Source organism: Neisseria sp. HMSC061H08, assembly GCF_001836795.1.
GTDB classification, from domain to species: Bacteria; Pseudomonadota; Gammaproteobacteria; order Burkholderiales; family Neisseriaceae; genus Neisseria; species Neisseria subflava_A.
This window is the reverse complement of the sequence record NZ_KV830548.1, coordinates 1-26,216: the sequence shown is the minus strand read 5'-3', so window position 1 is coordinate 26,216 and position 26,216 is coordinate 1. Positions and strand designations below refer to the sequence as shown.

The window sequence follows — 26,216 nt, the reverse complement described above, 5'->3', positions numbered from 1 at the left end:
GATTGCCTGCGCTGTTTAAGGGGATAGATTTTCAGACCCTAATAAATTGACTTTAATTGCAGAGAATGTGGCAAATAAAAAACCTCAAAAGAACGGTTCACCTTATCCAAATGCTAATATGCGAGATGCACATGCTGAAATAGGTGCAATTCAACAAGCTTATGAAAAAGGTGTGACTAAAGGAAAAAATATGGTGATCCATGTCCAAGGGCGTGATGTATGTACGCATTGTCGTCAAGACATTGCATCAGCAGTAGAAAAAGCAGGATTAAAATCGGTCACTGTTCATGCTGTTGATGATAAGAACAAACTGAAAACTTATACTTGGATTCAAGGGCAAACATCAATAAAGGAAAATAAGAATGGAAAATAGCTTATTATTTTTTTCATGTGCATATAAATCAGAAGAGGGTGAATGGATAACTTTGGCAGATAGGGATATGGCATCTAAGATTGGTAAAGATAAAATATTATCTATGCTTAACAGCACAAAGAATCATAGATCTGACGTTAGATTAGAAGTTATACCTGAACCAGAAGTAGGCTTATCTGAATTAAGGATGGAATCAGATGGTGAGAGATATTTATTTACTCTACTTGAATACGGGGATAACGGGGAGTTTTTGATTAGGTCTAAGTCCGATTTTACTGGAGTTCCAAGATTGGTTGATTTTATGGGAGAACCTTTTCCAGCAAGTGAAGTTATAACAGATTTTGATTTTATTAAAAGAGTATTTGTTGAGTTGCTAGAAACAGGAAATGTTTCTTATGAGTTAATGGATATATAATTTAAAACATCTATATAAAGTGCGGTCAATTTTTAAAGCGTTTTAAAAGCTCTCAAAAACTGACCGCACTTTGATCTGCCCCCCAAAAGTTGGACAGGTTAGTTAACTTAAATATTGAGCTCGGTATTGCACTGGGCTCAATCCTTTTAAACCAAGTTTAATTCGTTTTTGGTTGTAATACACTAAATATTCTTCAATTTCAGTATGTATGAAAAAGGCCGTCTGAAAAGTTTTCAGACGGCCTTTTATTTGATTCCAAATTAAGCCTGTTTGGCAGCCCATTCGGCCGGAGTGGCGGCAACGGAAATCGACAACGCGTGCAATTCGTTGCTTTCGAGTTGCGGCTTGAGGCCGTCTTTAATCAGGCGGTGGCGGGCGAGGCGGGCTTTGCCTTCAAATGAGGAGGAAACGATTACGGCGAAGAAGTGATGGCCGTCGCCTTCGACTTCGACGTGTTCGCAAGGGGTAACGCCTTCAATCAGGGTTTTGACTTGTTCGGGTAAAAGCATGGGGGTTCCTTGGGAAATGGTTTGCTTGTAAAAGAGGGCATTATACCGAATCTTGATAAAAACAGGCCGTCTGAAAAACCAAACTTCGGGTTTCAGACGGCCTCGGTCTTTTGAAGCATTAAATGCTTATTCGTACACTTTTAGTAGCTCGACTTCAAAAATCAAAGTCGCGTGCGGAGGAATCACGCCGCCGGCACCGTGTGCGCCGTAGCCCATTTCGGAAGGAATGGTCAGCTTGCGTTTGCCGCCTTCTTTCATGCCGCCGAAGCCTTCGTCCCAACCTTTAATCACTTGGCCGACGCCCAGAGTGATGGTCAGCGGTTGACGGCGGTCGAGGCTGGAGTCGAATTTGGTACCGTCTTCCAACCAGCCGGTGTAATGTACGGTGATTTCTTTGCCTTTAACGGCTTCTTTGCCGTGGCCTTCTTGCAAGTCTTCAATCATCAGGCTCATGATGTTCCTTTCGGGTGTATGGTGAAAATTGGCTCAAGATTACCATATTGTGTGCAATCGTGAAACAAAGCCGCCCATATGGCCGGCAACAAAAAAGGCCGTCTGAAACGGATTTTCAGACGGCCTTTGTTTTGTGCTAAACCTTATTTGTTGTCAGGTCGGGATTTGACATCGGTGGATACAGGCAGCTCAGGCATGGTTCGGGCAGATTCAGGAATATTACCGGAGAGGGCTTTCAAGAAGGCAACGATGTTTTCAGTTTCTTCCGGAGCCAGAGTTTTACCCAATTGGGCTTTCGCCATGATGTTGACGGCTTTATCCAATTCCCAAACGCTGCCGTTGTGGAAGTATGGGTAGGTGCGCTCAACGTTTCTCAAGCCTGGAACACGGAAGAAGAATTCGTCTTCGGCTTTTTTGGTTACGTCCGCACGGCCTTTGTCGTGTTTAGGATCGTCGATGTGTTTCCAGTAAGGACCATCCACCAAACCGAATTTTTGGAACATGGTACCGCCCAAGTTAACGCCGCTGTGACAAGCGATACAGCCGTTGTCCATAAATGCGCGTACGCCTTTGCGTTCTTGTTCGCTCAGGGCGGATACGTTGCCTTTGAGGTAGTCGTCCCAACGGGTCGGGGTCAGCAGGGTGCGTTCAAACGCGCCCAATGCGGTGGTGATGTTTTTGAAGGAAACCGCGCCGTCTTCAGGGAATGCGGCTTTGAATTTCTCTTGGTATTCGGGAATGCCGGCGATTTTGGCGGCGGCATCGGCTTCGGTTGCGTTGGCCATTTCAACAGGGTTGAGCAATGGGCCGCCGGCTTGTTCTTCCACATCGGCGGCACGGCCGTCCCAGAATTGGCTGCCCAACAAGGCGGCATTCAGGGCAGTTGGGGAGTTACGGCCGCCGAATTGGCTTTTGTGGCCCGCGCTGGTTGGCATGTTGTCTACGCCGGCAGTTGCCAAGTTGTGGCAAGAGTTACAGCTGACGGTGTTGCCTTTGGACAGGCGGTTTTCGTACCAAAGTTGTTGGCCGAGTTTGACTTGTTCTTCGGTAAACGGACGGACTTTTTGCATTTCGGCTAGGTCAGGCAAAGGTTTGAACGTAGCTTGCGCGCGTTCCAACAGGGCTTTGTCTTCGTCAGAAACATCGGCAGAATTTTGAGGGGCTGAAACGGCGGCGGTGCTTGCGGCAGCATCGGCAGTGCTCGCGGCAGAAGCAGCTTGAGGAGTTTCAGTAGTTTGTGCAGTTTTCTCACCGCAGGCGGTCAACGCGGCAGAAACGGCCAAGGCCAGAACGATTTGGTGGAGTTTCAAACGTGGCATAGGAGGTTCCTTTATTATGCATTTGTTATGTAATGGTTTGCTGGTTGCGACAGCAGTATTTGAACTATATGAGATAAGTTGCTTTTGATTCTTGCTGTAAATCAACCTTTTATTTTTGATAAATTTTGAAAATATAACCGATAGAGAATTTTATACTATGAAACTTTTTTATTGTTTTTTTACAATTAGTTAATGTTTTTAAGGCCGTCTGAAAAAACAAAATTCAGACGGCCTTTTAGTTTTTATTGATTACGTTCGTTATTTTATTTTAAAAAATCTTAATAATTATAGGATTATTAAAAAATGAAAATAATTTGCGTTATTAAGCGTAAAGCGTTATAAATGCGTTAACAAATGAACGTTTCACTTTAGAGTTTTTTATGCTGATTGCTTTTTTGATTATGCTGCGCGAGGGCATCGAAGCCGCCCTGATCGTCGGCATTGTTGCCAGTTTTTTAAAACAGTCGGGACACAGCGAGCTGATGCCGAAGGTTTGGCTGGGCGTGTTTTTGGCTGCGGCCATGTGTTTGGGTATCGGTTACGGCATTCATTCCGTTACGGGCGAGATTCCGCAAAAAGAACAGGAATTGGTGGTCGGCGTCATCGGCCTGGTGGCCGTGGCGATGCTGACGTACATGATTTTGTGGATGAAGAAGGCCGCGCGTTCGATGAAACAGCATCTTCAGGATTCTGTTCAGACGGCCTTGAACCACGGCAGCGGCCAGGGCTGGGCCTTGGTCGGCATGGCGTTTTTGGCCGTGGCGCGCGAAGGTTTGGAAAGCGTGTTTTTCCTGCTTGCCGTGTTCCAGCAAAGCCCGACGTGGTCTATGCCGATAGGCGCGGTATTGGGGCTGCTGGCGGCGGTTGTCATCGGTACGCTGATTTATCAGGGCGGTATGCGCCTGAACTTGGCGAAGTTTTTCCGTTGGACGGGCGCGTTTTTGATTGTGGTGGCGGCCGGTCTGTTGGCCGGTTCGTTTCGTGCGCTGCATGAGGCTGGCGTATGGAATGCGATGCAGGACATCGCTTTCGACACCTCGAAATATTTGCATGAAGACAGCCCTTTAGGCGTGCTGCTCGGCGGTTTCTTCGGCTATACCGACCATCCGACCGAAGGCGAAGTCCTGATTTGGCTGCTGTATCTGGTTCCCGTCATGATTTGGTTTTTGCGCGGCAGCGCTCCGGCAAAAACGTTAACTAAATTAACTAAATAAGAAGGAAGTAAAATGAAAAAATTCAATCTGACTGCTTTGTCTGTAATGCTGGCTCTGGGTTTGACTGCGTGTCAGCCGCCTGAAGCCGAAAAAGCCGCGCCTGCCGCTTCAGGTGCATCCGCTGCCGCCAATGCCGACGGTTCGGTCAATATCGGTGTGAACGATACTGCCTGCGAACCGATGGAATTGACCGTCCCCAGCGGCCAAGTCGTGTTCAACATCAAAAACGACAGCGGCCGCAAGCTGGAATGGGAAATCCTGAAAGGCGTGATGGTGGTGGACGAGCGTGAAAACATCGCCCCGGGTTTATCCGACAAAATGACCGTTACCCTGCTGCCGGGCGAATACGAAATGACTTGCGGCCTGTTGACCAATCCGCGCGGTAAGCTGATTGTTACCGACAGCGGCTTCAAAGACACTGCCAACGAAGCCGATTTGGAAAAACTGGCGCAACCTTTGGCCGACTATAAAGCTTACGTTCAAGGCGAGGTTAAAGAGCTGGTGGCGAAAACCAAAACCTTTACCGAAGCCGTTAAAGCCGGCGACATTGAAAAGGCCAAATCCCTGTTTGCCGCCACCCGCGTCCATTACGAACGCATCGAACCGATTGCCGAGCTTTTCAGCGAACTCGACCCCGTCATCGATGCGCGTGAAGACGACTTCAAAGACGGCGCGAAAGATGCCGGGTTTACTGGGTTCCACCGTATCGAACACGCCCTTTGGGTAGAAAAAGACGTATCCGGCGTGAAGGAAATTGCAGCGAAACTGATGACCGATGTCGAAGCACTGCAAAAAGAAATCGACGCATTGGCGTTTCCTCCGGGTAAGGTGGTCGGCGGCGCGTCCGAACTGATTGAAGAAGTGGCCGGCAGCAAAATCAGCGGCGAAGAAGACCGTTACAGCCATACCGACTTGAGCGACTTCCAAGCTAATGTGGAAGGCTCCAAAAAAATCGTTGATTTGTTCCGTCCGCTGATCGAAGCCAAAGACAAAGCGTTGTTGGAAAAAACCGATGCCAACTTCAAACAGGTTGAAGACATTTTGGCGAAATACAAAACCCCGAACGGTTTCGAGCTGTACGACAAATTGAGCGAAGAAGACCGCAAAGCCCTGCAGGCGCCGATTAATGCCTTGGCAGAAGATTTGGCCAAACTGCGCGGCATTTTGGGTTTGAAATAAGATAACGCGTTTTCAGGCGGCCTTTGGATATTGAAAGGCCGTCTGAATCTTATTGTCTCCCACACAAAATATGCTTGAAAACCAACCTTACTTCACACGATTGCAATCTTTCCGTTCCCTGCCAAGGAGCAGACCATGAGCCAAAACAAACAACCGGCACAACCCGAAAAACGAACCCTTTTCAAAACTGCCCTTGCCGCCGGCGCTATCGGCGTTGCCGGTTATTTTGCCGGTAAAAAACAAGGCGAAGCCGCCGCCGATACCCAAAACAACCAACATTCCGAGCTGGCCTATCCGTGTTACGGCGAGCATCAGGCAGGCATCGTCACGCCACACCAGCTCTTCGGCATCATGTGTGCCTTTGACGTTACCGCCAAAGACGCCAAACAACTTGAAAACCTGTTCCGCACCCTGACCGCCCGCATCGAATTCCTTACCCAAGGCGGCGAATACCAAGACGGCGACGACAAGCTCCCGCCTGCGGGCAGCGGCATCCTCGGCAAACAATTCCGCCCCGACGGATTGACGGTTACCGTCGGCGTCGGCAGCAGCCTCTTTGACGATCGCTTCGGCCTCAAAGACAAAAAGCCGAAACACCTGCAGGAAATGCGCGACTTTCCTAACGACAAACTCCAAAAATCTTGGTGCGACGGCGACCTCAGCCTGCAAATTTGCGCATTCTCCCCCGAAACCTGCCAAGCCGCCCTGCGCGACATCATCAAAAACACCGCCCAGTTTGCCGTCATCCGCTGGAGCATAGACGGTTGGCTCCCTAAAGCCGAACCCGGCGCCATTGCCGCGCGCAACCTTTTAGGTTTCCGCGACGGCTCCGGCAATCCCAAAGTCGAAGATCCCAAAGTTGCCGATCAAGTCCTGTGGACAGGCGTTGCCGCCAACAGCTTGGACGAACCGGCATGGACGAAAAACGGCAGCTATCAGGCCGTCCGCCTCATCCGCCACTTTGTCGAGTTTTGGGACCGCACCCCGATGCAGGAACAAACCGATATTTTCGGCCGACGTAAATACAGCGGCGCGCCCATGGACGGTAAAAAAGAAGGCGACACCGCCGATTTCGCCAAAGACCCCGACGGCAAAATCACGCCCAAAGACAGCCATATGCGCCTTGCCAACCCGCGCGATCCGGAGTTTATGAAAAAACACCTGCTCTACCGCCGCGCCTTCAACTACTCGCGCGGCCTCGCCGCCAACGGCCAGCTCGATGTCGGCTTGGTGTTCATCTGCTATCAGGCCAACCTTGCCGACGGTTTCATCTTCGTACAAAACCTGCTCAACGGCGAGCCGCTGGAGGAATACATCAGCCCGTTTGGCGGCGGCTATTTCTTTGTCCTGCCGGGTGTCGAAAAAGGCAGCTTCCTCGGCAAAGAGCTTTTGGGCGTATAAATCCGCCGATGGTTTGAATAGATAAAAAGGCCGTCTGAAACCTGATTTCCAGATTTCAGACGGCCTATGTTTTTTCTATCAAACCAAATGTTCCGCCAAGAAAGCCAATGCGTATTCGACGGCTTGCGCCCTTACTGCTTCGCGGTCGCCTGTGAAAAGCGCGGTTTGCTCAAACGAACCTTCGGGCGTGGCCAGGCCGAACCAGACTGTGCCGACCGGTTTGGCCGCGCTGCCGCCGCTAGGGCCGGCGATGCCGGAAATGCTCAAGGCGTAATCTGCCTGCGCGACGGCTTTTGCGCCGCGAGCCATTTCATAGACGGTCTCGCGGCTGACCGCGCCGTGTTTCAGTAAAGTATCGGGCATGACACCGAGGCGCTCCTGCTTGGCTTGGTTGCTGTATGTGACGAAGCTTTGATGAAACCATTGCGAACTGCCGGAGAGGGAGGTCAGCGCACCTGCAAGCAGGCCGCCGGTGCAGGACTCGGCGCAGGTAACGGTTTGACGGCGGCTGGTCAGGTGTTCGGCGATGGTTTGCAGATAGGACATGGCGGCTCCTTATGGAAATGGTGGAATGGGGCGGGCGTTGACCCGCCGGGTTTCAGACGGCCTGAAAGCTGAAATCAGTCTTTCGGCTGAATGAGGTGGACATCACATTGTGGGAATGGGATGTTGATGTTGGCTTCGCGCAGGTTTTCAACCACTTGCTCGTTCAGGGCGAATCGGAACGGGCCGAGATTTTCTTCTTGCGTCCACGCCCAAAGGGTAATTTCGATGGCGCTGTCGCCAAGGTTGGTAATGTATACGACGGCAGGTCGTTCTTCGGTTTGAACACACAATGGATGCTCGGTTGCCGCTCTCAATACGGCGGCTTTGGCGGCTTTCAAGTCACAGGCGTAGTCGACGCCGACAACGACTTGGGCGCGGCACAGGGGCAGGGAGGAGCGGTTGGTGATACTGTTGGTCATGACCATGCTGTTGGGCAGGACGACTTCTTCGTTGTCCGGCGTACTCAAAGAGGTCTGCACCATTTTGATTTCGCGGACGATGCCTTCAAAACCGTTGACGCGGATAAAGTCGCCGACTTTAAACGGGCGGAACAGGATAATCAGTGCGCCGGCGGCGAAGTTGGACAGTTGGTCTTTCAAAGACAAAGCCACGGCCAGGCCTGCGCCACCGATCAAGGCGGTAACGGAAGTGGTCGGAATGCCGAGTTTGCCCAGTGCGGCGATGATGATGAGGATCAGCAGGCCGATGTTGGCGACGTTGCCGAGGAAGCTGACCAGTGTTTTGTCGACTTTGGCGCGTGTCAGCGCGGCTTTCATCAGTGTCACCACGCGCGTGGCGACCCAGCGGCCGATAAAGAAGATGGCTAAGGCGGCCAGCAGGTTGGTACCGAAAGACATGCCGGTTTGGGCGAGTTGTTCCCAGCCGGAGAACGAAGAGAGGACTTGAAGATCGAAATTCATAATTGTGTGTGCGTGTGAAGTTGTTTAAAAGGTCATTGTAAAACAAGGCCGTCTGAAAAACTAATGATTTGTTTTTTCAGACGGCCTTGATGTGTTTTTAAGTTTTTCGGTTTAACGTAAAACGGTTTTGCTCCAACGGCTCACCCATTGTTTTTGTTTGGTGTTGATGTCGGCGCGGTTGGGGGAATCGCTGTGTTTCGGGGTTTGGGCAAACTCGAATACTTTGGGCAGCGGCGTGTTTTTGGCAGCCGGATAGACCCACATTTCGGCAGGCAGGGCTTTTTGCACGTCGCCGCTTTGCAGCCAGCTCACCAGTTTGGCTGCCAGTTCGGGTTGTTTTGCGCCTTTCAAAACGGCCGCGCCTTCAACTTGGCGGAATGTGCCGCCTTTGAGGAAGAGGTTGCCGGTGGGTGGGGTGCTGTATTTGCCTTTGGAGTAGTGGACTTCGGCCGCCGGGCTGGTGGCATAGCTGACCACGAGGGGATAGGCGCCGCCGTTTTGGGTGAAGTCGGTGTAGTAGGCTTCGCTCCAGCCTTTGGCAACTTTCACGCCGTTTTGGCGCATTTGCGCCCACCATTTGAACGCACCTTCTTCACCCATGCCGCCGATGTTGGCCAAGAGGAAGGAGAGGCCGGGCGAGGATGTGGCGGGAGACGGGGTTACCAGAAGGTTTTTATATTCCGGTTTGGTCAAATCTTGCAGGGTTTGCGGCAGGGGCAATTTTTTCTGTTCAAACCATTTTTTGTCGTAGTTGATGGCGACATAGGCGTAATCGACAGCCAGCGCATCGGGCAGGGAAGCGGTTACGGGTGCGGATTTGGGTTGGTTGGCGGCGAGGATGCCGGCGGCTTTGGCTTTGCCGATGTTGGCGTTGTCTAAACCGTAAACCGCATCGGCAATCGGGTTGGCCTTGCTCAAAATCAGCTTGTTGAGCATTTCGTTGCCACTGCCTGCCTTGATGACGGACACTTTGGCATCGTTGGCTTTTTCAAATTGTGCGATGACGGATTGTGGCAGGCTGAAGGATTTGTGCACGGCCAAACGCACTTCGGTTTGGGCGTACAGGTTTGCCGAAGCCAGCAACAGGGCCACGGCGGACAATTTCAGTTTCATTCTCTTTCCTTTAGTACGGGTAAAATACGAAATATCATAACAAAATCTGCATATCAAGGCACGATATGAATCATTCTCCCGTTTGGCTGTTTGACCTCGACAATACTTTGCACAATGCCGAAGCCGGCATTTTCTACATCATCAACCGCGCCATGACCGAATACATGGCAGGCCGTCTGAAACTTTCCGAAGAAGCCGCCTCCCACCTGCGCCAAGATTATTGGCACCGATACGGCGCGACGCTTGCCGGTTTGCAAATCCACCATCCCGAAGTCGATATCGATGAGTTTTTGCGTGAAAGTCACCCGCTTAAGCAAATTTTGGCAAAGGTGGAGGGTATGGATGGAACTGATGACGTTTTAGGCCGTCTGAAAGGGCGAAAAGCCGTATTTTCCAACGGGCCTTCGTTTTATGTCCGCGCATTGGTTGAAGCGTTGGGCTTGGAAGCGCATTTTGACGGCTTGTTCGGCACGGACGACTTCGGCCTGCTCTACAAACCCAATCCGCAGGCCTATCTCAACGTCTGCCGCCTGTTGGGCGTCAAACCCGAACAGTGCATTATGGTGGACGACAGTGCCGACAATCTGCACCAAGCCAAAGCCTTGGGCATGAAGACCATTTGGTACGGCGAAAAAGCCCATCCGCTGCCATTTGCCGACGGCATAGCGAAAGATATGCAGGGTTTGCTTGAAGTTTGCACAAAACTGCCGTGAAGTTTTGCAAAAACAAGTACAATACACGGTATTGCCGACATTTAAAAACAAGGACAACATCATGCGTAAACTCGCTTTAATTCTGACCGCCGCCGCCGTTTTGGCCGGTTGCTCTTGGGAAACCTACACCAACGAATCCGGCCGTACCGCCGTACGACAAAAATATGCTACCGGCACGCCTATCGTTTATCAGGACGGTACTTATTCTAAAAACATGAATTACAACCAGTTCCGCCCTGAGCGCCGCGCCGTCCAATCCAATCAAGCGGATCATGCCGAACACGGCGAACGCGGCCAACATTGGCAAAAACCGCAATTTGCCAACCAACAGCCAGCAACCGAATAACAATATCCCCAAGGCCGTCTGAAACGGAGTGAAAAACAATCAACACTTGTTGCCACACTTTTCAGACGGCCTCAAACAACGACAACGGAAACCGTATCATGGCTCAGACAGCTTTAAATATCGTCATCCTCGCCGCCGGCAAAGGCACGCGCATGTACTCCAAAATGCCCAAAGTGCTGCACCGCATCGGCGGCCTTCCCATGGTTGAGCGCGTTATTGACACCGCCGCCTCCCTGAATCCCCAAAACATCTGCGTCGTCATCGGCCACGGCAAAGAGCAAGTCTTGGACACCGTCAAACGCGATGTCGTTTGGGTTGAACAAACCGAACAGCTCGGTACCGGCCACGCCGTCAAAACCGCCCTGCCGCACCTGTCCGCCGAAGGCCGCACGCTGGTGTTGTACGGCGACGTCCCCCTGATTGACGCAGCAACCCTCGAAACCCTGCTCGAAGCCGCAGGCAACGAAGTCGGCCTGTTGACCGACGTGCCCAACGACCCGACAGGCTTGGGCCGCATCATCCGCGACAGCAACGGCAACGTAACCGCCATTGTCGAAGAAAAAGACGCCGATGCCGCCCAAAAGGCCGTAAAAGAAATCAACACCGGCATTTTGGTTCTGCCTAACGCCAAACTTGAAGCTTGGTTGAACAGCCTTTCCAGCAACAATGCCCAAGGCGAATACTACCTGACCGACCTCATCGCCAAAGCCGTTGCCGACGGCATCAAAGTTCATCCCGTCCAAGTGCGCGCCTCCCATCTGGCCGCCGGCGTGAACAACAAACTCCAGCTTGCCGAACTCGAACGCATCTTCCAAACCGAACAGGCGCAAGAATTGCTCAAAGCAGGCGTCACCCTGCGCGATCCGGCACGTTTCGATTTACGAGGCCGTCTGAAACACGGACAAGATGCCGTGATTGACGTCAACGTCGTCATCGAAGGCGAAGTCGAACTCGGCGACAACGTCGAAATCGGTGCCAACTGCGTGATCAAAAACGCCAAAATCGGTGCCAACACCAAAATCGCCCCGTTCTCTCATTTTGAAGATTGCGAAGTCGGCGAAAACAACCAAATCGGCCCATACGCCCGCCTGCGTCCGCAAGCCAAACTGGCCGACGACGTACACATCGGCAACTTCGTCGAAGTCAAAAACGCCACCATCGGCAACGGCACCAAAGCCAACCACCTCACCTACATCGGTGATGCCGAGATCGGCAGCAAAACCAACTTCGGCGCCGGCACGATTATTGCCAACTACGACGGCGTGAACAAACACAAAACCGTCATCGGCGACGAAGTACGCATCGGTTCAAACTGCGTACTGGTTGCCCCTGTCACCCTCGGTAATAAAGTGACGACAGGCGCGGGCAGCGCGATTACCCGTAACTGCGAAGACGGCAAACTCGTTCTCGCCCGTTCGCGCCAAACCGTCATCGAAGGCTGGGTGCGTCCGGAAAAAGGCGATAAGAAGTAAGGTTGATCTTTTATTTGTTTTCAGACGGCCTTGAGAAACAACAGGCCGTCTGAAACCTAGATTTGCCGTTTCAATGAAAATAAAACGGCGTTTTCCGACTGCCGCTTTCGGGAGCCGGAGCAGCAGTCATTTTTTCAAACTTTTGATACTAAGGAACTTATATGTGCGGTATCGTAGGTGCTATTCGCGCCAATCACAATGTAGTCGATTTTCTGACCGACGGTCTCAAACGCCTTGAATACCGAGGCTACGATTCGTCGGGTATTGCCGTCAACATGGACGGCAAAATCAAACGCGTCCGCCGTGTCGGCCGTGTTCAGCTGATGGAAGATGCAGCACGTGAAAATGGCGTGTTCGGCCATATCGGCATCGGCCATACCCGTTGGGCAACCCACGGCGGTGTAACCGAGCCTAACGCCCACCCCCATATTTCCGGCGGCATGATCGCGGTTGTCCACAACGGCATCATCGAAAACTTCGAAGCCGAACGCGAACGCCTGCAAGCTTTGGGTTATACCTTCGAATCGCAAACCGATACCGAAGTCATCGCCCACAGCGTCAACCACGAATACACGCAAAACGGCGGCAAACTGTTTGAAGCCGTCCAAGCTGCGACTGCCCGTTTCCACGGCGCATACGCCATTGCCGTTATCGCACAAGACAACCCTGAAGAAATGGTTGTTGCGCGCATGGGCTGCCCGTTGTTGGTGGCCTTGGGCGACCAGGAAACCTTCATCGCTTCCGACGTATCCGCAGTGATTGCCTTTACCCGCCGCATCGCTTACTTGGAAGACGGCGACATCGCCCTGTTGAATGCAAACGGTATCGAAAAACTGCTTGACAAAACCGGTGCGCAAACCGAACGCGCGGTTAAAGTATCCGAATTGTCTCTGGCTTCTTTGGAGTTGGGCCCATACAGCCACTTCATGCAAAAAGAAATCCACGAACAACCCCGCGCCATCGCCGATACCGCCGAAGTCTTCTTGGATGGCGGTTTCGAACCTGAAAACTTCGGCGCGAACGCCCGCGAAGTATTCGACGATATCCACAGCATCAAAATCCTTGCTTGCGGTACGTCCTACTATGCCGCGCTGACCGCCAAATACTGGCTCGAATCCATCGCTAAAGTGCCGACCGACGTGGAAATCGCCAGCGAATACCGCTACCGCGACGTGATTGCCGATCCGAAACAATTGGTCATCACCATTTCCCAATCCGGCGAAACTTTGGACACCATGGAAGCCCTGAAATACGCGCAATCCTTGGGACACAAACACAGCCTGTCTATCTGCAACGTCATGGAATCCGCCTTGCCGCGTGAAAGCGAATTGGTACTGTACACACGCGCCGGCGCAGAAATCGGCGTTGCCTCTACCAAAGCGTTCACGACCCAACTGGTTGTCCTGTTCGGCCTGGCCGTTACCTTGGGCAAACAACGCGGTTTGGTTTCCGCCGAAAAAGCGCGTGAATACGTCGAAGAGCTGCGCCAACTGCCCGGCAGCATTCAGCACGTTCTCAATCTTGAGCCGCAAATCGCCGCTTGGGCGCAAAAATTTGCCAAGAAAACCAGCGCACTCTTCTTGGGCCGCGGCATCCACTTCCCAATCGCCCTTGAAGGCGCATTGAAGCTGAAAGAGATTACCTATATCCACGCCGAAGCTTATCCTGCGGGTGAGCTGAAACACGGCCCGTTGGCTTTGGTGGACGAGAACATGCCTGTTGTCGTGATTGCCCCGAACGACAGCCTGTTGGACAAAGTAAAAGCCAATATGCAGGAAGTCGGCGCACGCGGCGGCGAACTGTTTGTCTTCGCCGACCTCGACAGCAACTTCAACGCCACCGAAGGCGTGCACGTTATCCGCGCCCCACGCCATGTCGGCGTACTCTCGCCGATTGTGCACACCATCCCCGTGCAGCTCCTGTCTTACCACGCCGCCCTTGCACGCGGTACAGACGTGGACAAACCGCGCAACTTGGCTAAATCAGTAACGGTTGAATAAGCAATAAACCGGTTAAAAAAGGCCGTCTGAAACCTGAGATTTGGGTTTCAGACGGCCTTTATATTTGTCGGTTTCAATAATAGAAATGCTATTGATGATGTCTTTGCTTTCATTATAAATGTACAACAACAGCTGATTGTTACCGATATTTTATTGATTAGAGTTGCCTCTAATGACAAGATCAGCAAACCGACAGAATGACAACAGGCCGTCTGAAAAAATCTTCAGACGGCCTGTTGTTTTAAAGCGTTTTATTCTGCACCGACAACGACGGTGTTGAGGTCTTTGAACTTGACGCGGCGTTGCCATGCGTCGCGGACTTGTTCGACGGTCAGGCTGTTGATGGCTTTGGGGTAGGCTTCCAAGTAGTCGTTGGGCAGGTCGTAGAGGCCGATCAGGCTCAGGTAGTTGAGTAGTTTGTCGTTAGAATCGTAGCGCAGGGGGAAGCTGCCGACGATGTTGGCTTTGGCCTGTTTCAGCTCGGCTTCGGTCGGGCCTTCGGCGATAAACTGCTCGATGACGGCTTGGGTGTCGGCCAGTGAGGCTTTGGTGTTTTTCTTTTGGGTGGAGTAGGAAACGGCAAACGTGCCTTCTTCTGTCGCCGGGGCGAGGCTGCTGTATACGCCGTAGGTGTAGCCGTGTTGGTCGCGCAAAACTTTCATGAGGCGGCTGTCGAAACCGCCGCCGCCGAGGATGTAGTTGCCGGCAATGAGGGCGTAGTAGTCAGGGTCGTGGCGTTTGAAGAGGGAAGTACCGAGCAGGATTTGTGCCTGTGTGCCGGCAAAGGGGATGTCGCGGCGTTGGGCGGTTTGTTTGGGAACGGGCGGGATGGCGTGGGTTGCGGTGGCTTTGGCTGGCAGGTCTTTGAGGACGCGCTCGACCAGTTGCTCTGCCTGTTTGCGGTTGAGGTCGCCGACGATGGCGACGATGGCGTTGTCTTTGCCGTAGTGGGTGCGGTGGAAGGCGCGGATGTCGTCGAGGTTGACGCGTTTGAGGCTGTCAACGGTTACGTTTGCGCCGCTGCCGTAGGGATGGTTCGGGTAGATGAGCTTGGTCAGTTCGCGCGTGGCGGTGTAGTCGGGGGTGGTTTCCTGTTGTTGCAAGCCGGTAATGGATTGGATTTGACGGCGGCGGAAAACGGTTTCGTCAAAGCGCGGACGGGTCAGCGAGTGGTTGAGCAAGTTGGCGGCTTTGTCGCGGATGTCGGCTTTGCTGAGGCTGCGGAAGCCTGCGGATGCGCTTTCGGCATTGCTGTCGCTGCTGATGTGCGCGCCGATGTTGTCGGCTTCGGCATTGAAGGCTTCTTCGTCCAGCTCTTGGGTGCCGTCGGTCAGGAGGGCGGCGGTAAATTCGGCAACTTGGCTTTTGCCGTCCGGATTGGCGACGCTGCCTGCGCCCTTGAAGCTGACTTCAAGGTCGATGATGGGGTTTTCGTGGCGTTCGACAAGGAGGATTTGGGTGCCGTCGCGGTTGCGCCAGCGTTGGATGTCGGTGGCGGCTTGGACGCTTAAGGGCAGGAGGAGGGCAAGGGCGAGCAGGGTGGGTTTCATGTTGTGGCTTTCTGTTAAGGCCGTCTGAAAGGGTATGGGCTTTCAGACGGCCTGATGTTTATCGGCGTTTGGCAACTTTTTTGCTTGGCGCGGCGGCAGGTTTTTGCGGCTCGATGATGACGGTACTCATGCGCTCGTCGGTCAACATCCGGGCGGCGGCCTGTACTTCTTGCGCGCTGACTGCCTGTAAGCGGCGGTGGATTTCTTGTTCGTCGGTATATTGGAAACCGCGCGCTTCGAGGCGGCCCATCATGGAGGCTTGGGAAGACATGGAGTCTTTGGCGTAGATTTCGCTGACCGCTGCCTGGGTTTTGACGCGCTGCAATTCTTCTTCGGAAACGCCGTTGTCGGCAATGTCTTTGATTTCTTGGCGCAGCTGGGCAATCAGAGTATCGGTTTTCACGCCTTCGGCAGGCATGGCTATGACGCTGAACAGCGGCATTTCACGGCTGATGATGTCGTAATGCGTGCCTGCGTTCAATGCGGTTTGCTTGCCGCGCACGAGGTTTTTATCAAAACGGCTGGACGCGTTGCCTGCCAAAATATCGGAGAGGACGTCGAGGGCAAAAGGCATTGCGTCGTCGAATTTTTGGAGTTTCGGCACACGGAAGTTGATGGCAATCAGCGGCTGGTGTGTGACCGGAGAAGTGGCTTTGACCGTAACAGGCTTGCGCAAATAGGGTTCGGTATGGAGCTTGTTACGCGGCGGCTGGGCTTTGGCCGGAATATCGCCAAAGAGTTTGGCGGCCGTCTGAAGCGTTTGTTTGGCATCGACATCGCCGACAATGACCAATACGGCATTGTTGGGCGCGTAATATTGTTTGTACCACGCGCGCAGGTCATCGGCTTTTAGGGTGTGCAAATCTTTCATGTAGCCGATGACGGAGGCGCGCATCGACGGTTGGGTAAAGGCGGCAAGATAGGCTTGCTCCCACATTTTGCCGTCGGCCGTGTCTTCAGTGCGCTGGCGGCGTTCTTCACGGATGACGTTCATCTCGTTGAGGAATTCTTTGTCGCTGAAGTTGAGGTTGTGCATGCGGTCGGCTTCGAGCTTCAGAATCTCGGGCAGGTTGGCGGCGGCGACGTTTTCGTAATACACCGTTTCATTGCGGCTGGTGTAGGCGTTGTTTTGCCCGCCCAGCTCGGACACGCGGCGATTGAACTCGCCGGAGGGAACGTCTTTCGTGCCTTTAAACATCATGTGTTCCAAAGCGTGGCTCAGGCCGCTTTTGCCCGGTTTCTCATCCACGCTGCCGATTTTGTACCAAATCTGCGAAACGGCCACAGGCGCGCGGTGGTCTTCTTTGACGATGATTTTCAGACCGTTGGGCAGGGTTTCAGAAAGCGTCTGCGCCCATGAAGCGGCAGGCAGCGCGAAGGCAAGCATTAAAGCAATTCGGCGTAACATGGTTCAATCCGTAAAATGAAAATCAATCGCCAAAGTATAGCGGAAAATCTGCAAAGATTGGCCGAATGTTTCAGACGGCCTGCGGCTTTATCTGCTGATTCACATCAAGCACGGCCGTTGCCAATCTTTACCGTCGCGCCTCATTCGCGGATAATCCCAAACATTCCCGTTCCCAATCATCACAAAGGAATCATCATGGCATTTTTGAAACTGACCGAACAAAATGTTCAAGGCAAAACCGTTCTGATCCGCGCCGATATGAACGTACCGTTCAAAGACGGCAACATCAGCGACGACACCCGTATCCGTGCTTCGCTCGCATCCATCAAATACTGCTTGGACAACGGCGCGTCTGTGATCGTGATGACCCACCTCGGCCGTCCGACCGAAGGCGAATTCCATCCTGAAGACGATGTAGCGCCTGTTGCCGCGCATTTGGGCAAACTGTTGGGCAAAGACGTGAAAGTATTGAACGACTGGCGTGAAAACAAACCAACTTTGAACGCCGGTGATGTCGTGATGTTGCAAAACGTGCGCATCAACAAAGGCGAGAAGAAAAACGACTTGGAGCTGGGCAAAGCCTACGCTTCTTTGTGCGACGTATTCGTTAACGACGCATTCGGTACCGCCCACCGCGCCCAAGCTTCGACTGAAGCCGTTGCCCAAGCCGCGCCCGTTGCCTGCGCCGGCGTGTTGATGGCGGGCGAACTCGACGCTTTGGGCAAAGCCCTGAAACAACCGGCTCATCCGATGGTTGCCATCGTTGCCGGCAGCAAAGTGTCCACCAAGCTGACCATCCTCGAATCTTTGGCGGATAAAGTCGACCAACTCATCGTCGGCGGCGGCATTGCCAATACCTTCCTGTTGGCAGAAGGCAAAGCCATCGGCAAATCTTTGGCCGAACACGATTTGGTGGAAGAATCCAAAAAAATCATGGCGAAAATGGCGGCCAAAGGCGGCTCTGTTCCGCTGCCGACCGACGTGGTTGTCGCGAAAGCCTTTGCCGCCGATGCGGAAGCGGTGGTGAAAGACATTGCTGACGTTGCCGAAGACGACATGATTTTGGATATCGGCCCGAAATCCGCCGCTGCACTTGCCGAGTTGCTCAAAGCTGCCGGTACGGTCGTATGGAACGGCCCGGTCGGCGTGTTTGAATTTGACCAATTTGCCGGCGGTACCAAAGTATTGGCCGAAGCGATTGCCCAAAGCGATGCGTTCTCGATTGCCGGCGGCGGCGACACTTTGGCGGCAATTGCTAAATTCGGCGTAACCGATCAAATCAGCTACATCTCCACCGGCGGCGGCGCGTTCCTCGAATTCTTGGAAGGCAAAGAGTTGCCTGCCGTTGCTGCTTTGGAAAAACGCGGCGCATAATCGGTTTTAAAATCGATTGTTAAAAATAAAGGCCGTCTGAAATCTGGAAATCAGGTTTCAGACGGCCTTTTGTTTTTGGGTTTTTATTTGAGGAAGTGTTTAGCTGGATTCAACACCAATGATTGGCAGACTTGTTGCTAAACAGGCTGGAAAGTGTCCGGCTCTTTTCAGACGACCTCCACGTCGGCTTGTCGGTGCAATGCCTGATAGCACGGGGTAAGCTGGCGGATGATCAGGTCGAGCTGGTGTTTGAGGACGTGGTCTTGCTGCGCTTGTGTGTTTTGCTCAAGCTCGGCAAACTCCTGACGGATTTGGGTCATGGCCGTTTCAAAAGCCTCAGGGTCGGTTTGGGGCATTTGGGTCAGCAACTCGGCGATGTGGTGGGTCAGCTTGGCATAGGGCGCAAAGCTGTCGTTGCCGTCGATTCGGACTTGGTCGCGGTATGCGCCGAGCGCGGAAATGTGGCCGGTCAGCGCATAGCTGGTTTTGAGCAGGGTAAAACCGTCTTGCAGGCGGTCTTGGTATTTTTTCGGGTTGCTGCTCATGTCCGACAGGGTGCTGCTGAGGGCGGCGATGCTTTCGTGGGCTTGGCGGCGGGTGAGGCGGTAGTCGAAATCGTCGCGGCTGCCGTTTTGCAGCTGGTCGAGGATGGCGTCGAGATAGCGGCCGTTGGCAGTGATGGTTTGGGCGGCGGTGTGGCTGAGGGTGAGGTAACGCCAATCGGGCCAGAGGTAGGTGGCGGCGGCCCATGCGATCACGGAACCGACGATGGTGTCGATGATGCGGATGGGCATGGCGTGGTACACGTCCAAACCGGCAAGCGAGAGGCTGGTCAGGGCTTGGATGGTGATGAAGAAGGTGGAGAAGCTGTATTTGTAGCTTCGGGTCATGAAGAACAGGGTGGTGCTGGCGATGACAATCCAGAGCTTAGTTTCAACGGACGGGGTGAAGTAGGGGACGAGCGAACCGACAATCACGCCGAGAATCGTACCGGCGATGCGTTGGTACACGCGGCTTTTGGTAGCGGTGTAGTTGGGCTGGCAGACGAAAAGGGCGGTCAGCAGAATCCAGTAGCCGAGGTTGAGATGAAGGATTTCGACAATGATGCAGGCTGCGGCCACGACGATGGAGAGGCGGGTGGCATGGCGGAATACGCCGGAGTCGAAATTGAGCTGGCTGAGAACGGTCTCGCCGATATTGCGGAACTTGGTGTTTTCAAGGGCGGCGATGCGGGTGTCGGCGTTGTCATTTTCGGCAAGGGACGCATCGTTTTGCAGTTGCCGCAGTTGGTAATCGACGCTGCTGAGGTTGTCGAGCAGGCGGCGGATGTTGTGGAGGTTGGCATTGTCGGCATGGGTCTCGGCAAAATGGCTGAGGGATTGGCGGCAGCCTTCCATGGCGCGGCCGAGGCGTTTGCTGTATGCGTAGGGTTTGTTGTTGCGCAGGGAGGCGGCAACGTTGCGGCACGCCTGGCCTTGCATTTCGAGAAGGCGGCGGATGCGGAAGATGAGGTCGGTGTTTTTGAGCTGCTCGGCCATTTCGCTGTAATCGACGTGGGCGGAGCTGATGCGTTCGTGCATGTCTTGCGCGCAGAGGTAGTAGCGCAGCATTTTGGCGGTACGCGGATGGCGGTGTTGGCCGCGCAATCGGTAGAAAAGTGCGCCGCGGCATTGGTTGAAGGCAGTAATCACGCCGGTGTTGCTCATGGCCAAGTCGATTTGGCGGTTGCCTAACCATGCGGCTTCGTCGGGGTCGAAAAAGTCGGCTTTGGCATCGAAGTAGTTGCTGAGTGCGTCGTAGGCGTTGGCGACGGTTTCTTGGACGGGGCGGTGGGGCAGGATGATTTGGAAGATCAGGGTGTTGACGCTGTATAGGACAGTGCCCAACAGAATCATGACAGGGTTGGTCAGCCAGTAGGTCTCGGGGGTGTAGGTCAGCGTGGTGTAGGTGGCGACGGCGAGCGCACCGAAAGCGAAGGTGCGATATTTGAGGCCGACGGTGCCGAGGATGGTGAAGCCGAAAGTCATCAGGGTCATGGCCAAGATGAAGGGAACGCCTGTACCGATGGTGCTTTGGGCAAGCAGCGAGGAGAGGGTAAACAGGGCAACGGTGATGACGATGTTTTTCAGACGGCCTGTGAGGCGGTTGTCCAAATCAACCAAACCGCCGGCAATAATGCCGAGTACGAAGGGCATAACCAGTTTGGGCGTGTCGAAATGCCAAACGAGGGTGGCGGCGATGAATACGCTGGCGAAGACGGGTAGGGAGGCAATGATCAGAGGTTTGAGCGGCGGAGTTTTCATGATGGTGTTGTTTATTATTCGTTATGAGGTGAATGATTGGATTTTAACAGGATTTTCAGTCGGTTTCAGAATGCTTTAAATGGGATAAGGCCGTCTGAACGGATACGGGGAAATACTTGATTTCGTTTCCACATCCGTTCAGACGGCCTTTTTGGCTTACTCCATTAGGTCATCAGGTTGAGGTCGCTGATGCGGTCGTAGAGGCGTTCGGTATTATTGCCCTCGTCGTGCATTTGGATGCGCAGGCGCAAATCGTTGGCGGATACCGCTTGGCGCAAGGCTTCGCTGAGTTCGATTTGGCCTTGTGCGTAGAGGTTGAAGAGGTTTTGGTCAAACGTCTGCATGCCGTTGCTGCCGGAGCGTGCCATCAGGTCGCGGATTTCCAGCAATTCGCCTTTGAAAATCAAGTCCTGCATGGCCGGAGTGTTGAGCAGGAGGTCGGTAACGGCCGTACGTTGGCGGTTTTTCTTGGTGGTGAGGCGTTGGCCGATGATGCTGACGAGGTTTAACGCCAAATCCATCAAAACTTGTTGGCGGCGGTCTTCCGGATAGAAGTTGATGATGCGCTCGATGGTTTGGGAGGCTGTGCTAGCATGGATGGTGAAAACGCACAGATGGCCGGTTTGAGCCAGTTGGAGGGCGTATTCCATGCTTTCTTCGCTGCGGACTTCGCCGATACAGACGACATCGGGTGCTTGACGCATGGCGCTTTGAACGGCGGTTTTCCAGTTGTCGGTATCGATGCCGATTTCGCGCTGGGTGAAGATGCTGCGGCAAGGTTTGTAGATAAACTCGATGGGGTCTTCGATGGTAACGATATGGCCGGGCAGCTTTTGGTTGCGGTAGTTGAGCATGGAGGCCATGGTGGTGGATTTACCCGAACCGGTCGGGCCGGCGAGGATAAGCAGGCCGCGCGGCGCGAGTGCAAGCTCTTGGAGCTTTTCGGGCAAACCGAGGGTCTTCATTTCGGGAATGTCTTGGCTGACGCGGCGCAATACCATGCCGACGCGGCCTTGCTCGTGGTAGGCGTTGACGCGGTAGCGCGTGTTGCTGCGCGATTGGACGGAATAGTTGATTTCCCAGTCGCGGTTGAAGGCTTCGAGCTGGTCGGGGTTCATGGTAGATTCGGCGATGGCGGCGGTGTCCGCGCCGGTCAGCGCTTTGTGGGGCATGGGCGTGAGGGTGCCGCCGACTTTGATGGCAGGGGGAAAGCCTGCGCTGATGAAGATGTCGGATGCGTTGCGTTTTTCGGCCTCTTCACACATGCGGTCGAGCAGGGGGTGAAGATGCGTGCCGATTTCGGCCGGGGTGGGGATGTGCGGTGCTTGGTTTTTTTGTGAGTAGGCTTGCACCATTTCGCTTAACAGGTCGTGCAGAGGGGCGAGGTCGCTCATGATGATTCTCTTTAAAACGGGTATTCGGTCAGGCTGAAAGGCCGTCTGAAAACGGGATGATGGTGTTCAGACGGCCTGAGTATGGTTTAGAAAACAGAGAGGTTTTCGATATTTTGCGCCTTGCTGCGTGCCAGCTCGGGGCTGATGGTACCTTGGCGGACAAGGGTTTGCAGGGCTTGATCGAGGGTTTGCATACCGTGGGCCTGACCGGTTTGGAGGGCGGCGTTGATTTGGGCGATTTTGTTCTCGCGGATGAGGTTGCGCACGGCCGGTGTGGAAATCAGGATTTCGTGTGCGGCGACGCGGCCGTTGCCGTCGCGGGTTTTCAGCAGGGTTTGGGAAATGATGGCGCGCAAGGATTCGGACAACATGGAGCGTACGATTTCTTTTTCGCCTGCAGGGAATACGTCGACAATACGGTCGATGGTTTTGGCGGCGCCGGTTGTGTGCAGCGTGCCGAAAACCAAGTGGCCGGTTTCGGCGGCGGTCAGGGCGAGGGAGATGGTTTCAGGGTCGCGCATCTCACCGATCAAAATCACGTCTGGGTCTTCGCGCAGGGCGGAACGCAGGGCGTTGGTGAAGCTGTGGGTGTGCTGATGCAGCTCGCGCTGGTTGATGAGCGCCTTTTTGCTTTGGTGGACGAACTCAATCGGGTCTTCGATGGTCAGAATGTGGGCCGGTTGGGTTTCGTTGATGTAGTTGACCATCGCCGCCAGCGTGGTGGATTTACCCGAACCGGTCGGGCCGGTTACCAAGACCAAACCGCGCGGATTTTCGGCAATTTTTTGGAAAATGCGCGGCGCACGTAATTCTTCCAGCGTCAGGACGGTACTCGGAATGGTACGGAATACGGCAGCCGGGCCGCGTTCAGTCATAAAGGCGTTGACGCGGAAACGGGCAACATTAGGCAGCTCAAATGAGAAATCGACTTCAAAATCCTGTTGATAGAGCTTGCGCTGGTGGTCGTTCATGACCGAGGTAATCATGGTACCGACTTCTTCCGAGCTCATCTCGGGCAGGTTGATGCGGCGGATGTCGCCGTGTACGCGTATCATGGGGGAAATGCCAGAACTCAAATGGAGGTCGGAGGCTTTGTTTTTCACGCCGAACGCGAGTAAGTCGGTAATCTGCATAATGTGGCCTTGTTTTGGTTTAGAATAATAAAATCGCTTTATTTTAAATAGATAAATCCGTTCGACCAAGTAAAATTTTCAAAATGCCGAGTGATGAACGGGTTAAAGGAGAAAACCATGTCGGTATTGCAACAAAACTATCAGGACGTATGCCGGGCGGTTGAACAGGCGGCTGAGGCTGCAGGACGGCCTGCGGATGCGGTGAAGCTGGTAGCGGTCAGCAAGACGTTTCCTGCAGACGACATCCGCGAAGTGTATGCGGCCGGTCAGCGCGATTTCGGCGAGAACTATATTCAGGAATGGTTTGAAAAAACGGAAACGCTGGCCGATTTGCCGGATATTGTTTGGCACGTTATCGGCGATGTGCAGTCTAATAAAACTAAATTTGTGGCCGAACGCGCACATTGGGTGCATACGATAGGCCGTCTGAAAACGGCGCGGCGCTTGAGTGAACAAAGGCCGTCTGAAATGCCGCCGTTGCAGGTGTGTATTGAAGTGAACATTGCCGCGGAAGAGGCGAAACACGGCGTAGCGCCCGCAGAAGCGATTGCGCTGGCCCTTGAAGTGGCCAAGTTGCCGAATATTAAAGTATGCGGATTGATGTGTGTGGCCAAGGCCGACAGCAGCGACGATGAGTTGCGCAGTCAGTTTCATACCATGCAGCGGTTGTTGGCCGAGTTGAATGCGGCAGGCGTCGAAGCAGATGTTTTGTCTATGGGTATGTCCGGAGATATGCCAATCGCGGTAGAATGCGGCGCAACCCATGTCCGCATCGGCAGCGCGATTTTCGGCAAGCGGCATTATCCTCAATAAAAGTAATAGGCCGTCTGAACAGGGCAGACAGCAGTTTCAGACGACCTGATCGATATCACAAAGGAGTGACATATATATGAATATCTATTTTCTCGGCGGCGGCAATATGGCGACTGCCATTGCAGGCGGTTTGGTCAAACAAGACGGCTATCGTGTCCACATTGTCGAACGCGGCGCCGAAAGACGAGCGCAACTGGTACAAGAATTGGGCGTAGCCACTTCTGAAAACCTGCCCGAATTGAGTGCGGACGATGTCCTTATTCTCGCCGTTAAACCGCAAGACATGCAGGCGGCCTGTCAAAACATTCGTTTGAATGGCGCGCTGGTGTTGTCCGTAGCGGCTGGTTTATCCATCGATACCCTCAGCCATTATCTGGGCGGCACACGTCGTATCGTGCGCATCATGCCCAATACACCGGCCAAAATCGGTTTGGGCGTATCCGGTATGTTTGCCGATGCAAGCGTTTCAGAAGCCGACCGCGCAGCCGCAGACGGCATCATGCGCTCTGTCGGCACGACCGTTTGGTTGAACGAGGAAGAGCAACTCCACAATATTACCGGCATCAGCGGCAGCGGCCCCGCCTACGTTTTCTATCTGTTGGGCGCGCTCCAAAATGCGGCTTTGGCACAAGGTTTCAACGAACAAGACGCACGCGAACTGAGCCTCACCACATTTAAAGGCGCAGTGGCTTTGGCCGAACAAACCGGCGAAGCATTCGCACAATTACAGCAAAACGTGACTTCCAAAGGCGGTACGACACACGAAGCCATCGAAACCTTCAAAGCCCGTCACGTTGCCGAAGCCATCGAACAGGGCGTAGAAGCCTGCGTCAAACGTTCGCAAGAAATGGCGCAACAATATAAGGCCGTCTGAACATGCGCGGCGACTTGCTCTTATTATTGGCAGACGCTATTGCCATCCTGTGTATCACACGCTTTTTGCTCCGATACGCAGGATTGGCAGCAGAACACCCCCTGCTCAAATTCAGCATACAGGCAACAGGCTGGCTGACCAAACCTTGGCAAAAAGCATTTCCATCCGGCGAGAAAACCGATTGGTACTGCCTACCCGCAGGTTTTCTGGTGTACTACCTTGCCTGTACCGCCATTATTTTCATCTCGCCGGCGCTGTCCATCAGCAATAAGCTGATTTTGGCAAACTTCTGGTTTGCCGCACTCCATATGCTGAAAGCCGCGGCCTATACATTACTTATCGGTCTGATTATTAGAATGGTGTCCAGCATACAGGGCCGCTATTCGCCGTTGACTTATGCCATCGAACGAATCCTGCAGCCATTGCTCAAACCGTTTTCCTTTTTGCGCGCAGGGCGATACGATTTTTCAGGCAGTTTGTTGGCACTCTTATTATGGTTGTGGTTGGCCAGATGGTTTCCCCAACTTATCCAGCAAACCAACCTATGGTTGCTTCAATAGGCCGTCTGAAAGCGCAGCAGGTATTAACGACCAAAAATACAACGTCCTAAAAAGCGCTTTAATACATTTAGATGTAAGGTAGTGCAAAAAAGTGCAAATCGAAATATAAGGAACAAATGAATAGGTAAAACATGATATGATTCGCCCAATTTCCAAAACGGAAATTTAAGAAAATCCAATAAAAGCAAACCCGTAGCATCCAAATCATTAACAACAAATCGAAAGCAGACACCATGGCAAAGCTGACAGAACAAGATATTTTAAACTGGGATGGTCCTGAAGAGGACTACATGAACAGCGACCAATTGGCCTTCTTCCGCGAACTACTGGTTAAAATGCAAGAAGAGCTGATTGAAAATGCAAACACCACTACCGGCCATCTTCAAGAGCACGAATCCGCTCCCGATCCAGCCGACCGAGCTACTCAAGAAGAAGAATACGCTTTAGAGCTGCGCACCCGCGATCGCGAGCGTAAACTTCTCAATAAAGTGCAAGCGACTATCCGCAGCATTGACGAAGGTGATTACGGTTTCTGTGCCGATACCGGCGAACCCATTGGCCTCAAACGCCTGCTGGCACGTCCGACCGCGACATTGTCCGTAGAAGCGCAAGAGCGACGCGAACGAATGAAAAAACAGTTCGCCGACTAAAATATAGATATAGAAACCTCAAAAGGCCGTCTGAAAGAGCATTTCAGACGGCCTTTTTTTGTGTTTTTTTGTATGTATGGATTGTGTAGGAAGTTTGTTGGAGTTTTGTATAAAATAAAAACCCTGTTAAAACAGGGCAGTGGTTAAATTTCTGAAAATAATTTTGCGAAAGGTGTTGACTGGT

26 protein-coding genes are annotated in these 26,216 nt (G+C 53.1%); 14 read left to right on the top strand and 12 right to left on the bottom strand.

The features are described from left to right. Positions 1 to 46 precede the first annotated feature (46 nt). Positions 47 to 373: a cytidine deaminase-like fold-containing protein gene (locus tag HMPREF2675_RS00350; RefSeq protein WP_141759928.1), complete on the top strand. Its 327-nt coding sequence runs from the start codon at positions 47 to 49 to the stop codon at positions 371 to 373. Beyond that, positions 363 to 788, top strand: a complete 426-nt coding sequence (locus HMPREF2675_RS00345) for a DUF6911 family protein (protein ID WP_197049997.1) — start codon at positions 363 to 365, stop codon at positions 786 to 788. Before HMPREF2675_RS00350 ends, HMPREF2675_RS00345 begins: the two co-directional genes overlap by 11 nt. Before the next feature lie 102 nt (positions 789 to 890). Here the strand turns inward: HMPREF2675_RS00345 and HMPREF2675_RS10775 are convergent, their stop codons facing one another. The 4 genes from HMPREF2675_RS10775 to HMPREF2675_RS00330 all read right to left on the bottom strand — a co-directional run bounded on the left by HMPREF2675_RS10775 (position 891) and on the right by HMPREF2675_RS00330 (position 3,069). After that, on the bottom strand, positions 891 to 1,070 hold the full coding sequence (locus tag HMPREF2675_RS10775) for an IS3 family transposase (RefSeq protein WP_083323852.1): 180 nt from the start codon (positions 1,068 to 1,070) through the stop codon (positions 891 to 893). Continuing rightward, the gene (locus HMPREF2675_RS00340; protein WP_003686612.1) at positions 1,049 to 1,297 is read right to left on the bottom strand and encodes a BolA family protein; all 249 of its coding nucleotides are present in this window, start codon (positions 1,295 to 1,297) and stop codon (positions 1,049 to 1,051) included. The genes HMPREF2675_RS10775 and HMPREF2675_RS00340 overlap by 22 nt, the downstream gene beginning before the upstream one ends. A gap of 126 nt (positions 1,298 to 1,423) precedes the next feature. After that, positions 1,424 to 1,753, bottom strand: coding sequence for an FKBP-type peptidyl-prolyl cis-trans isomerase (locus HMPREF2675_RS00335; protein WP_141759927.1), 330 nt, complete (start codon positions 1,751 to 1,753; stop codon positions 1,424 to 1,426). A 140-nt stretch (positions 1,754 to 1,893) separates the two neighbouring features. Beyond that, positions 1,894 to 3,069: a cytochrome-c peroxidase gene (locus HMPREF2675_RS00330; RefSeq protein ID WP_070813666.1), complete on the bottom strand. Its 1,176-nt coding sequence runs from the start codon at positions 3,067 to 3,069 to the stop codon at positions 1,894 to 1,896. A gap of 380 nt (positions 3,070 to 3,449) precedes the next feature. Here HMPREF2675_RS00330 and efeU point away from each other — a divergent pair, with 380 nt between their 5' ends. The 3 genes from efeU (at position 3,450) to efeB (ending at position 6,863) form a co-directional block, all read left to right on the top strand. Beyond that, positions 3,450 to 4,283, top strand: a complete 834-nt coding sequence (efeU, locus tag HMPREF2675_RS00325; protein ID WP_004519216.1) for an iron uptake transporter permease EfeU — start codon at positions 3,450 to 3,452, stop codon at positions 4,281 to 4,283. A 12-nt stretch (positions 4,284 to 4,295) separates the two neighbouring features. Beyond that, a complete protein-coding gene (gene efeO, locus HMPREF2675_RS00320; protein ID WP_004519217.1) occupies positions 4,296 to 5,462 on the top strand; it encodes an iron uptake system protein EfeO in 1,167 nt (388 codons plus the stop codon). A 135-nt stretch (positions 5,463 to 5,597) separates the two neighbouring features. After that, the gene (gene efeB / locus HMPREF2675_RS00315) at positions 5,598 to 6,863 is read left to right on the top strand and encodes an iron uptake transporter deferrochelatase/peroxidase subunit (protein WP_070813665.1); all 1,266 of its coding nucleotides are present in this window, start codon (positions 5,598 to 5,600) and stop codon (positions 6,861 to 6,863) included. A gap of 78 nt (positions 6,864 to 6,941) precedes the next feature. Here the strand turns inward: efeB and HMPREF2675_RS00310 are convergent, their stop codons facing one another. The 3 genes from HMPREF2675_RS00310 to HMPREF2675_RS00300 all read right to left on the bottom strand — a co-directional run bounded on the left by HMPREF2675_RS00310 (position 6,942) and on the right by HMPREF2675_RS00300 (position 9,442). Then, positions 6,942 to 7,409 carry a CinA family protein gene (locus HMPREF2675_RS00310; protein ID WP_070813664.1) on the bottom strand — a complete coding sequence of 156 codons (468 nt, stop codon included), beginning with the start codon at positions 7,407 to 7,409 and terminating at the stop codon, positions 6,942 to 6,944. A 74-nt stretch (positions 7,410 to 7,483) separates the two neighbouring features. Next, on the bottom strand, positions 7,484 to 8,329 hold the full coding sequence (locus HMPREF2675_RS00305; protein WP_070813663.1) for a mechanosensitive ion channel family protein: 846 nt from the start codon (positions 8,327 to 8,329) through the stop codon (positions 7,484 to 7,486). Positions 8,330 to 8,440: 111 nt separating this feature from the next. Then, positions 8,441 to 9,442, bottom strand: a complete 1,002-nt coding sequence (locus HMPREF2675_RS00300) for a thiamine ABC transporter substrate-binding protein (protein WP_070813662.1) — start codon at positions 9,440 to 9,442, stop codon at positions 8,441 to 8,443. Positions 9,443 to 9,507: 65 nt separating this feature from the next. Here HMPREF2675_RS00300 and HMPREF2675_RS00295 point away from each other — a divergent pair, with 65 nt between their 5' ends. The 4 genes from HMPREF2675_RS00295 to glmS all read left to right on the top strand — a co-directional run bounded on the left by HMPREF2675_RS00295 (position 9,508) and on the right by glmS (position 13,973). Further along, positions 9,508 to 10,155, top strand: a complete 648-nt coding sequence (locus HMPREF2675_RS00295) for a pyrimidine 5'-nucleotidase (RefSeq protein WP_070813661.1) — start codon at positions 9,508 to 9,510, stop codon at positions 10,153 to 10,155. Positions 10,156 to 10,216: 61 nt separating this feature from the next. Further along, positions 10,217 to 10,501: a membrane lipoprotein lipid attachment site-containing protein gene (locus HMPREF2675_RS00290; RefSeq protein ID WP_003686634.1), complete on the top strand. Its 285-nt coding sequence runs from the start codon at positions 10,217 to 10,219 to the stop codon at positions 10,499 to 10,501. Between the two features lie 98 nt (positions 10,502 to 10,599). After that, positions 10,600 to 11,973, top strand: a complete 1,374-nt coding sequence (gene glmU / locus HMPREF2675_RS00285) for a bifunctional UDP-N-acetylglucosamine diphosphorylase/glucosamine-1-phosphate N-acetyltransferase GlmU (protein WP_070813660.1) — start codon at positions 10,600 to 10,602, stop codon at positions 11,971 to 11,973. A 161-nt stretch (positions 11,974 to 12,134) separates the two neighbouring features. Next, positions 12,135 to 13,973 (top strand): glutamine--fructose-6-phosphate transaminase (isomerizing), encoded by a 1,839-nt coding sequence (glmS, locus tag HMPREF2675_RS00280; protein ID WP_070813659.1) that lies wholly within the window; start codon positions 12,135 to 12,137, stop codon positions 13,971 to 13,973. Between the two features lie 251 nt (positions 13,974 to 14,224). Here the strand turns inward: glmS and HMPREF2675_RS00275 are convergent, their stop codons facing one another. Beyond that, positions 14,225 to 15,523, bottom strand: coding sequence for a M16 family metallopeptidase (locus tag HMPREF2675_RS00275; RefSeq protein WP_070813658.1), 1,299 nt, complete (start codon positions 15,521 to 15,523; stop codon positions 14,225 to 14,227). A 58-nt stretch (positions 15,524 to 15,581) separates the two neighbouring features. Beyond that, positions 15,582 to 16,931: a M16 family metallopeptidase gene (locus HMPREF2675_RS00270; protein WP_070813657.1), complete on the bottom strand. Its 1,350-nt coding sequence runs from the start codon at positions 16,929 to 16,931 to the stop codon at positions 15,582 to 15,584. A 195-nt stretch (positions 16,932 to 17,126) separates the two neighbouring features. Here HMPREF2675_RS00270 and HMPREF2675_RS00265 point away from each other — a divergent pair, with 195 nt between their 5' ends. Next, positions 17,127 to 18,305: a phosphoglycerate kinase gene (locus tag HMPREF2675_RS00265; protein WP_036493913.1), complete on the top strand. Its 1,179-nt coding sequence runs from the start codon at positions 17,127 to 17,129 to the stop codon at positions 18,303 to 18,305. 167 nt (positions 18,306 to 18,472) lie between these two features. On the opposite strand, the gene yccS is transcribed toward HMPREF2675_RS00265, so the two are convergent. The 3 genes from yccS to HMPREF2675_RS00250 form a co-directional block, all read right to left on the bottom strand. Then, positions 18,473 to 20,608 carry a YccS family putative transporter gene (yccS, locus tag HMPREF2675_RS00260; RefSeq protein ID WP_070813656.1) on the bottom strand — a complete coding sequence of 712 codons (2,136 nt, stop codon included), beginning with the start codon at positions 20,606 to 20,608 and terminating at the stop codon, positions 18,473 to 18,475. 164 nt (positions 20,609 to 20,772) lie between these two features. Continuing rightward, complete coding sequence (locus HMPREF2675_RS00255) at positions 20,773 to 22,002, bottom strand: PilT/PilU family type 4a pilus ATPase (protein WP_049344908.1); 1,230 nt, start codon at positions 22,000 to 22,002, stop codon at positions 20,773 to 20,775. 86 nt (positions 22,003 to 22,088) lie between these two features. Then, positions 22,089 to 23,135, bottom strand: coding sequence for a type IV pilus twitching motility protein PilT (locus tag HMPREF2675_RS00250; protein WP_004519239.1), 1,047 nt, complete (start codon positions 23,133 to 23,135; stop codon positions 22,089 to 22,091). A gap of 117 nt (positions 23,136 to 23,252) precedes the next feature. Here HMPREF2675_RS00250 and HMPREF2675_RS00245 point away from each other — a divergent pair, with 117 nt between their 5' ends. The 4 genes from HMPREF2675_RS00245 to dksA all read left to right on the top strand — a co-directional run bounded on the left by HMPREF2675_RS00245 (position 23,253) and on the right by dksA (position 26,032). Continuing rightward, the gene (locus HMPREF2675_RS00245) at positions 23,253 to 23,948 is read left to right on the top strand and encodes a YggS family pyridoxal phosphate-dependent enzyme (protein WP_070813655.1); all 696 of its coding nucleotides are present in this window, start codon (positions 23,253 to 23,255) and stop codon (positions 23,946 to 23,948) included. Positions 23,949 to 24,024: 76 nt separating this feature from the next. Further along, positions 24,025 to 24,822, top strand: a complete 798-nt coding sequence (gene proC, locus HMPREF2675_RS00240; RefSeq protein WP_049344906.1) for a pyrroline-5-carboxylate reductase — start codon at positions 24,025 to 24,027, stop codon at positions 24,820 to 24,822. A gap of 2 nt (positions 24,823 to 24,824) precedes the next feature. Then, entirely contained in the window at positions 24,825 to 25,382 is a 558-nt protein-coding gene (locus tag HMPREF2675_RS00235; RefSeq protein ID WP_049344905.1) for a YggT family protein, read from the top strand. 233 nt (positions 25,383 to 25,615) lie between these two features. Beyond that, positions 25,616 to 26,032 (top strand): RNA polymerase-binding protein DksA, encoded by a 417-nt coding sequence (gene dksA / locus HMPREF2675_RS00230; protein ID WP_049344904.1) that lies wholly within the window; start codon positions 25,616 to 25,618, stop codon positions 26,030 to 26,032. The last annotated feature ends 184 nt before the right edge of the window (positions 26,033 to 26,216 follow it).

Bases quoted from the DNA above. Each gene is read 5' to 3' on its own strand.
- HMPREF2675_RS00345 (WP_197049997.1), top strand. From the start codon at position 363: ATGGAAAATAGCTTATTATTTTTTTCATGTGCATATAAATCAGAAGAG.
- HMPREF2675_RS10775 (WP_083323852.1), bottom strand. From the start codon at position 1,070: ATGGGCTGCCAAACAGGCTTAATTTGGAATCAAATAAAAGGCCGTCTG.
- HMPREF2675_RS00340 (WP_003686612.1), bottom strand. From the start codon at position 1,297: ATGCTTTTACCCGAACAAGTCAAAACCCTGATTGAAGGCGTTACCCCT.
- HMPREF2675_RS00330 (WP_070813666.1), bottom strand. From the start codon at position 3,069: ATGCCACGTTTGAAACTCCACCAAATCGTTCTGGCCTTGGCCGTTTCT.
- efeU (WP_004519216.1), top strand. From the start codon at position 3,450: ATGCTGATTGCTTTTTTGATTATGCTGCGCGAGGGCATCGAAGCCGCC.
- efeO (WP_004519217.1), top strand. From the start codon at position 4,296: ATGAAAAAATTCAATCTGACTGCTTTGTCTGTAATGCTGGCTCTGGGT.
- efeB (WP_070813665.1), top strand. From the start codon at position 5,598: ATGAGCCAAAACAAACAACCGGCACAACCCGAAAAACGAACCCTTTTC.
- HMPREF2675_RS00310 (WP_070813664.1), bottom strand. From the start codon at position 7,409: ATGTCCTATCTGCAAACCATCGCCGAACACCTGACCAGCCGCCGTCAA.
- HMPREF2675_RS00305 (WP_070813663.1), bottom strand. From the start codon at position 8,329: ATGAATTTCGATCTTCAAGTCCTCTCTTCGTTCTCCGGCTGGGAACAA.
- HMPREF2675_RS00300 (WP_070813662.1), bottom strand. From the start codon at position 9,442: ATGAAACTGAAATTGTCCGCCGTGGCCCTGTTGCTGGCTTCGGCAAAC.
- HMPREF2675_RS00295 (WP_070813661.1), top strand. From the start codon at position 9,508: ATGAATCATTCTCCCGTTTGGCTGTTTGACCTCGACAATACTTTGCAC.
- HMPREF2675_RS00290 (WP_003686634.1), top strand. From the start codon at position 10,217: ATGCGTAAACTCGCTTTAATTCTGACCGCCGCCGCCGTTTTGGCCGGT.
- glmU (WP_070813660.1), top strand. From the start codon at position 10,600: ATGGCTCAGACAGCTTTAAATATCGTCATCCTCGCCGCCGGCAAAGGC.
- glmS (WP_070813659.1), top strand. From the start codon at position 12,135: ATGTGCGGTATCGTAGGTGCTATTCGCGCCAATCACAATGTAGTCGAT.
- HMPREF2675_RS00275 (WP_070813658.1), bottom strand. From the start codon at position 15,523: ATGAAACCCACCCTGCTCGCCCTTGCCCTCCTCCTGCCCTTAAGCGTC.
- HMPREF2675_RS00270 (WP_070813657.1), bottom strand. From the start codon at position 16,931: ATGTTACGCCGAATTGCTTTAATGCTTGCCTTCGCGCTGCCTGCCGCT.
- HMPREF2675_RS00265 (WP_036493913.1), top strand. From the start codon at position 17,127: ATGGCATTTTTGAAACTGACCGAACAAAATGTTCAAGGCAAAACCGTT.
- yccS (WP_070813656.1), bottom strand. From the start codon at position 20,608: ATGAAAACTCCGCCGCTCAAACCTCTGATCATTGCCTCCCTACCCGTC.
- HMPREF2675_RS00255 (WP_049344908.1), bottom strand. From the start codon at position 22,002: ATGAGCGACCTCGCCCCTCTGCACGACCTGTTAAGCGAAATGGTGCAA.
- HMPREF2675_RS00250 (WP_004519239.1), bottom strand. From the start codon at position 23,135: ATGCAGATTACCGACTTACTCGCGTTCGGCGTGAAAAACAAAGCCTCC.
- HMPREF2675_RS00245 (WP_070813655.1), top strand. From the start codon at position 23,253: ATGTCGGTATTGCAACAAAACTATCAGGACGTATGCCGGGCGGTTGAA.
- proC (WP_049344906.1), top strand. From the start codon at position 24,025: ATGAATATCTATTTTCTCGGCGGCGGCAATATGGCGACTGCCATTGCA.
- HMPREF2675_RS00235 (WP_049344905.1), top strand. From the start codon at position 24,825: ATGCGCGGCGACTTGCTCTTATTATTGGCAGACGCTATTGCCATCCTG.
- dksA (WP_049344904.1), top strand. From the start codon at position 25,616: ATGGCAAAGCTGACAGAACAAGATATTTTAAACTGGGATGGTCCTGAA.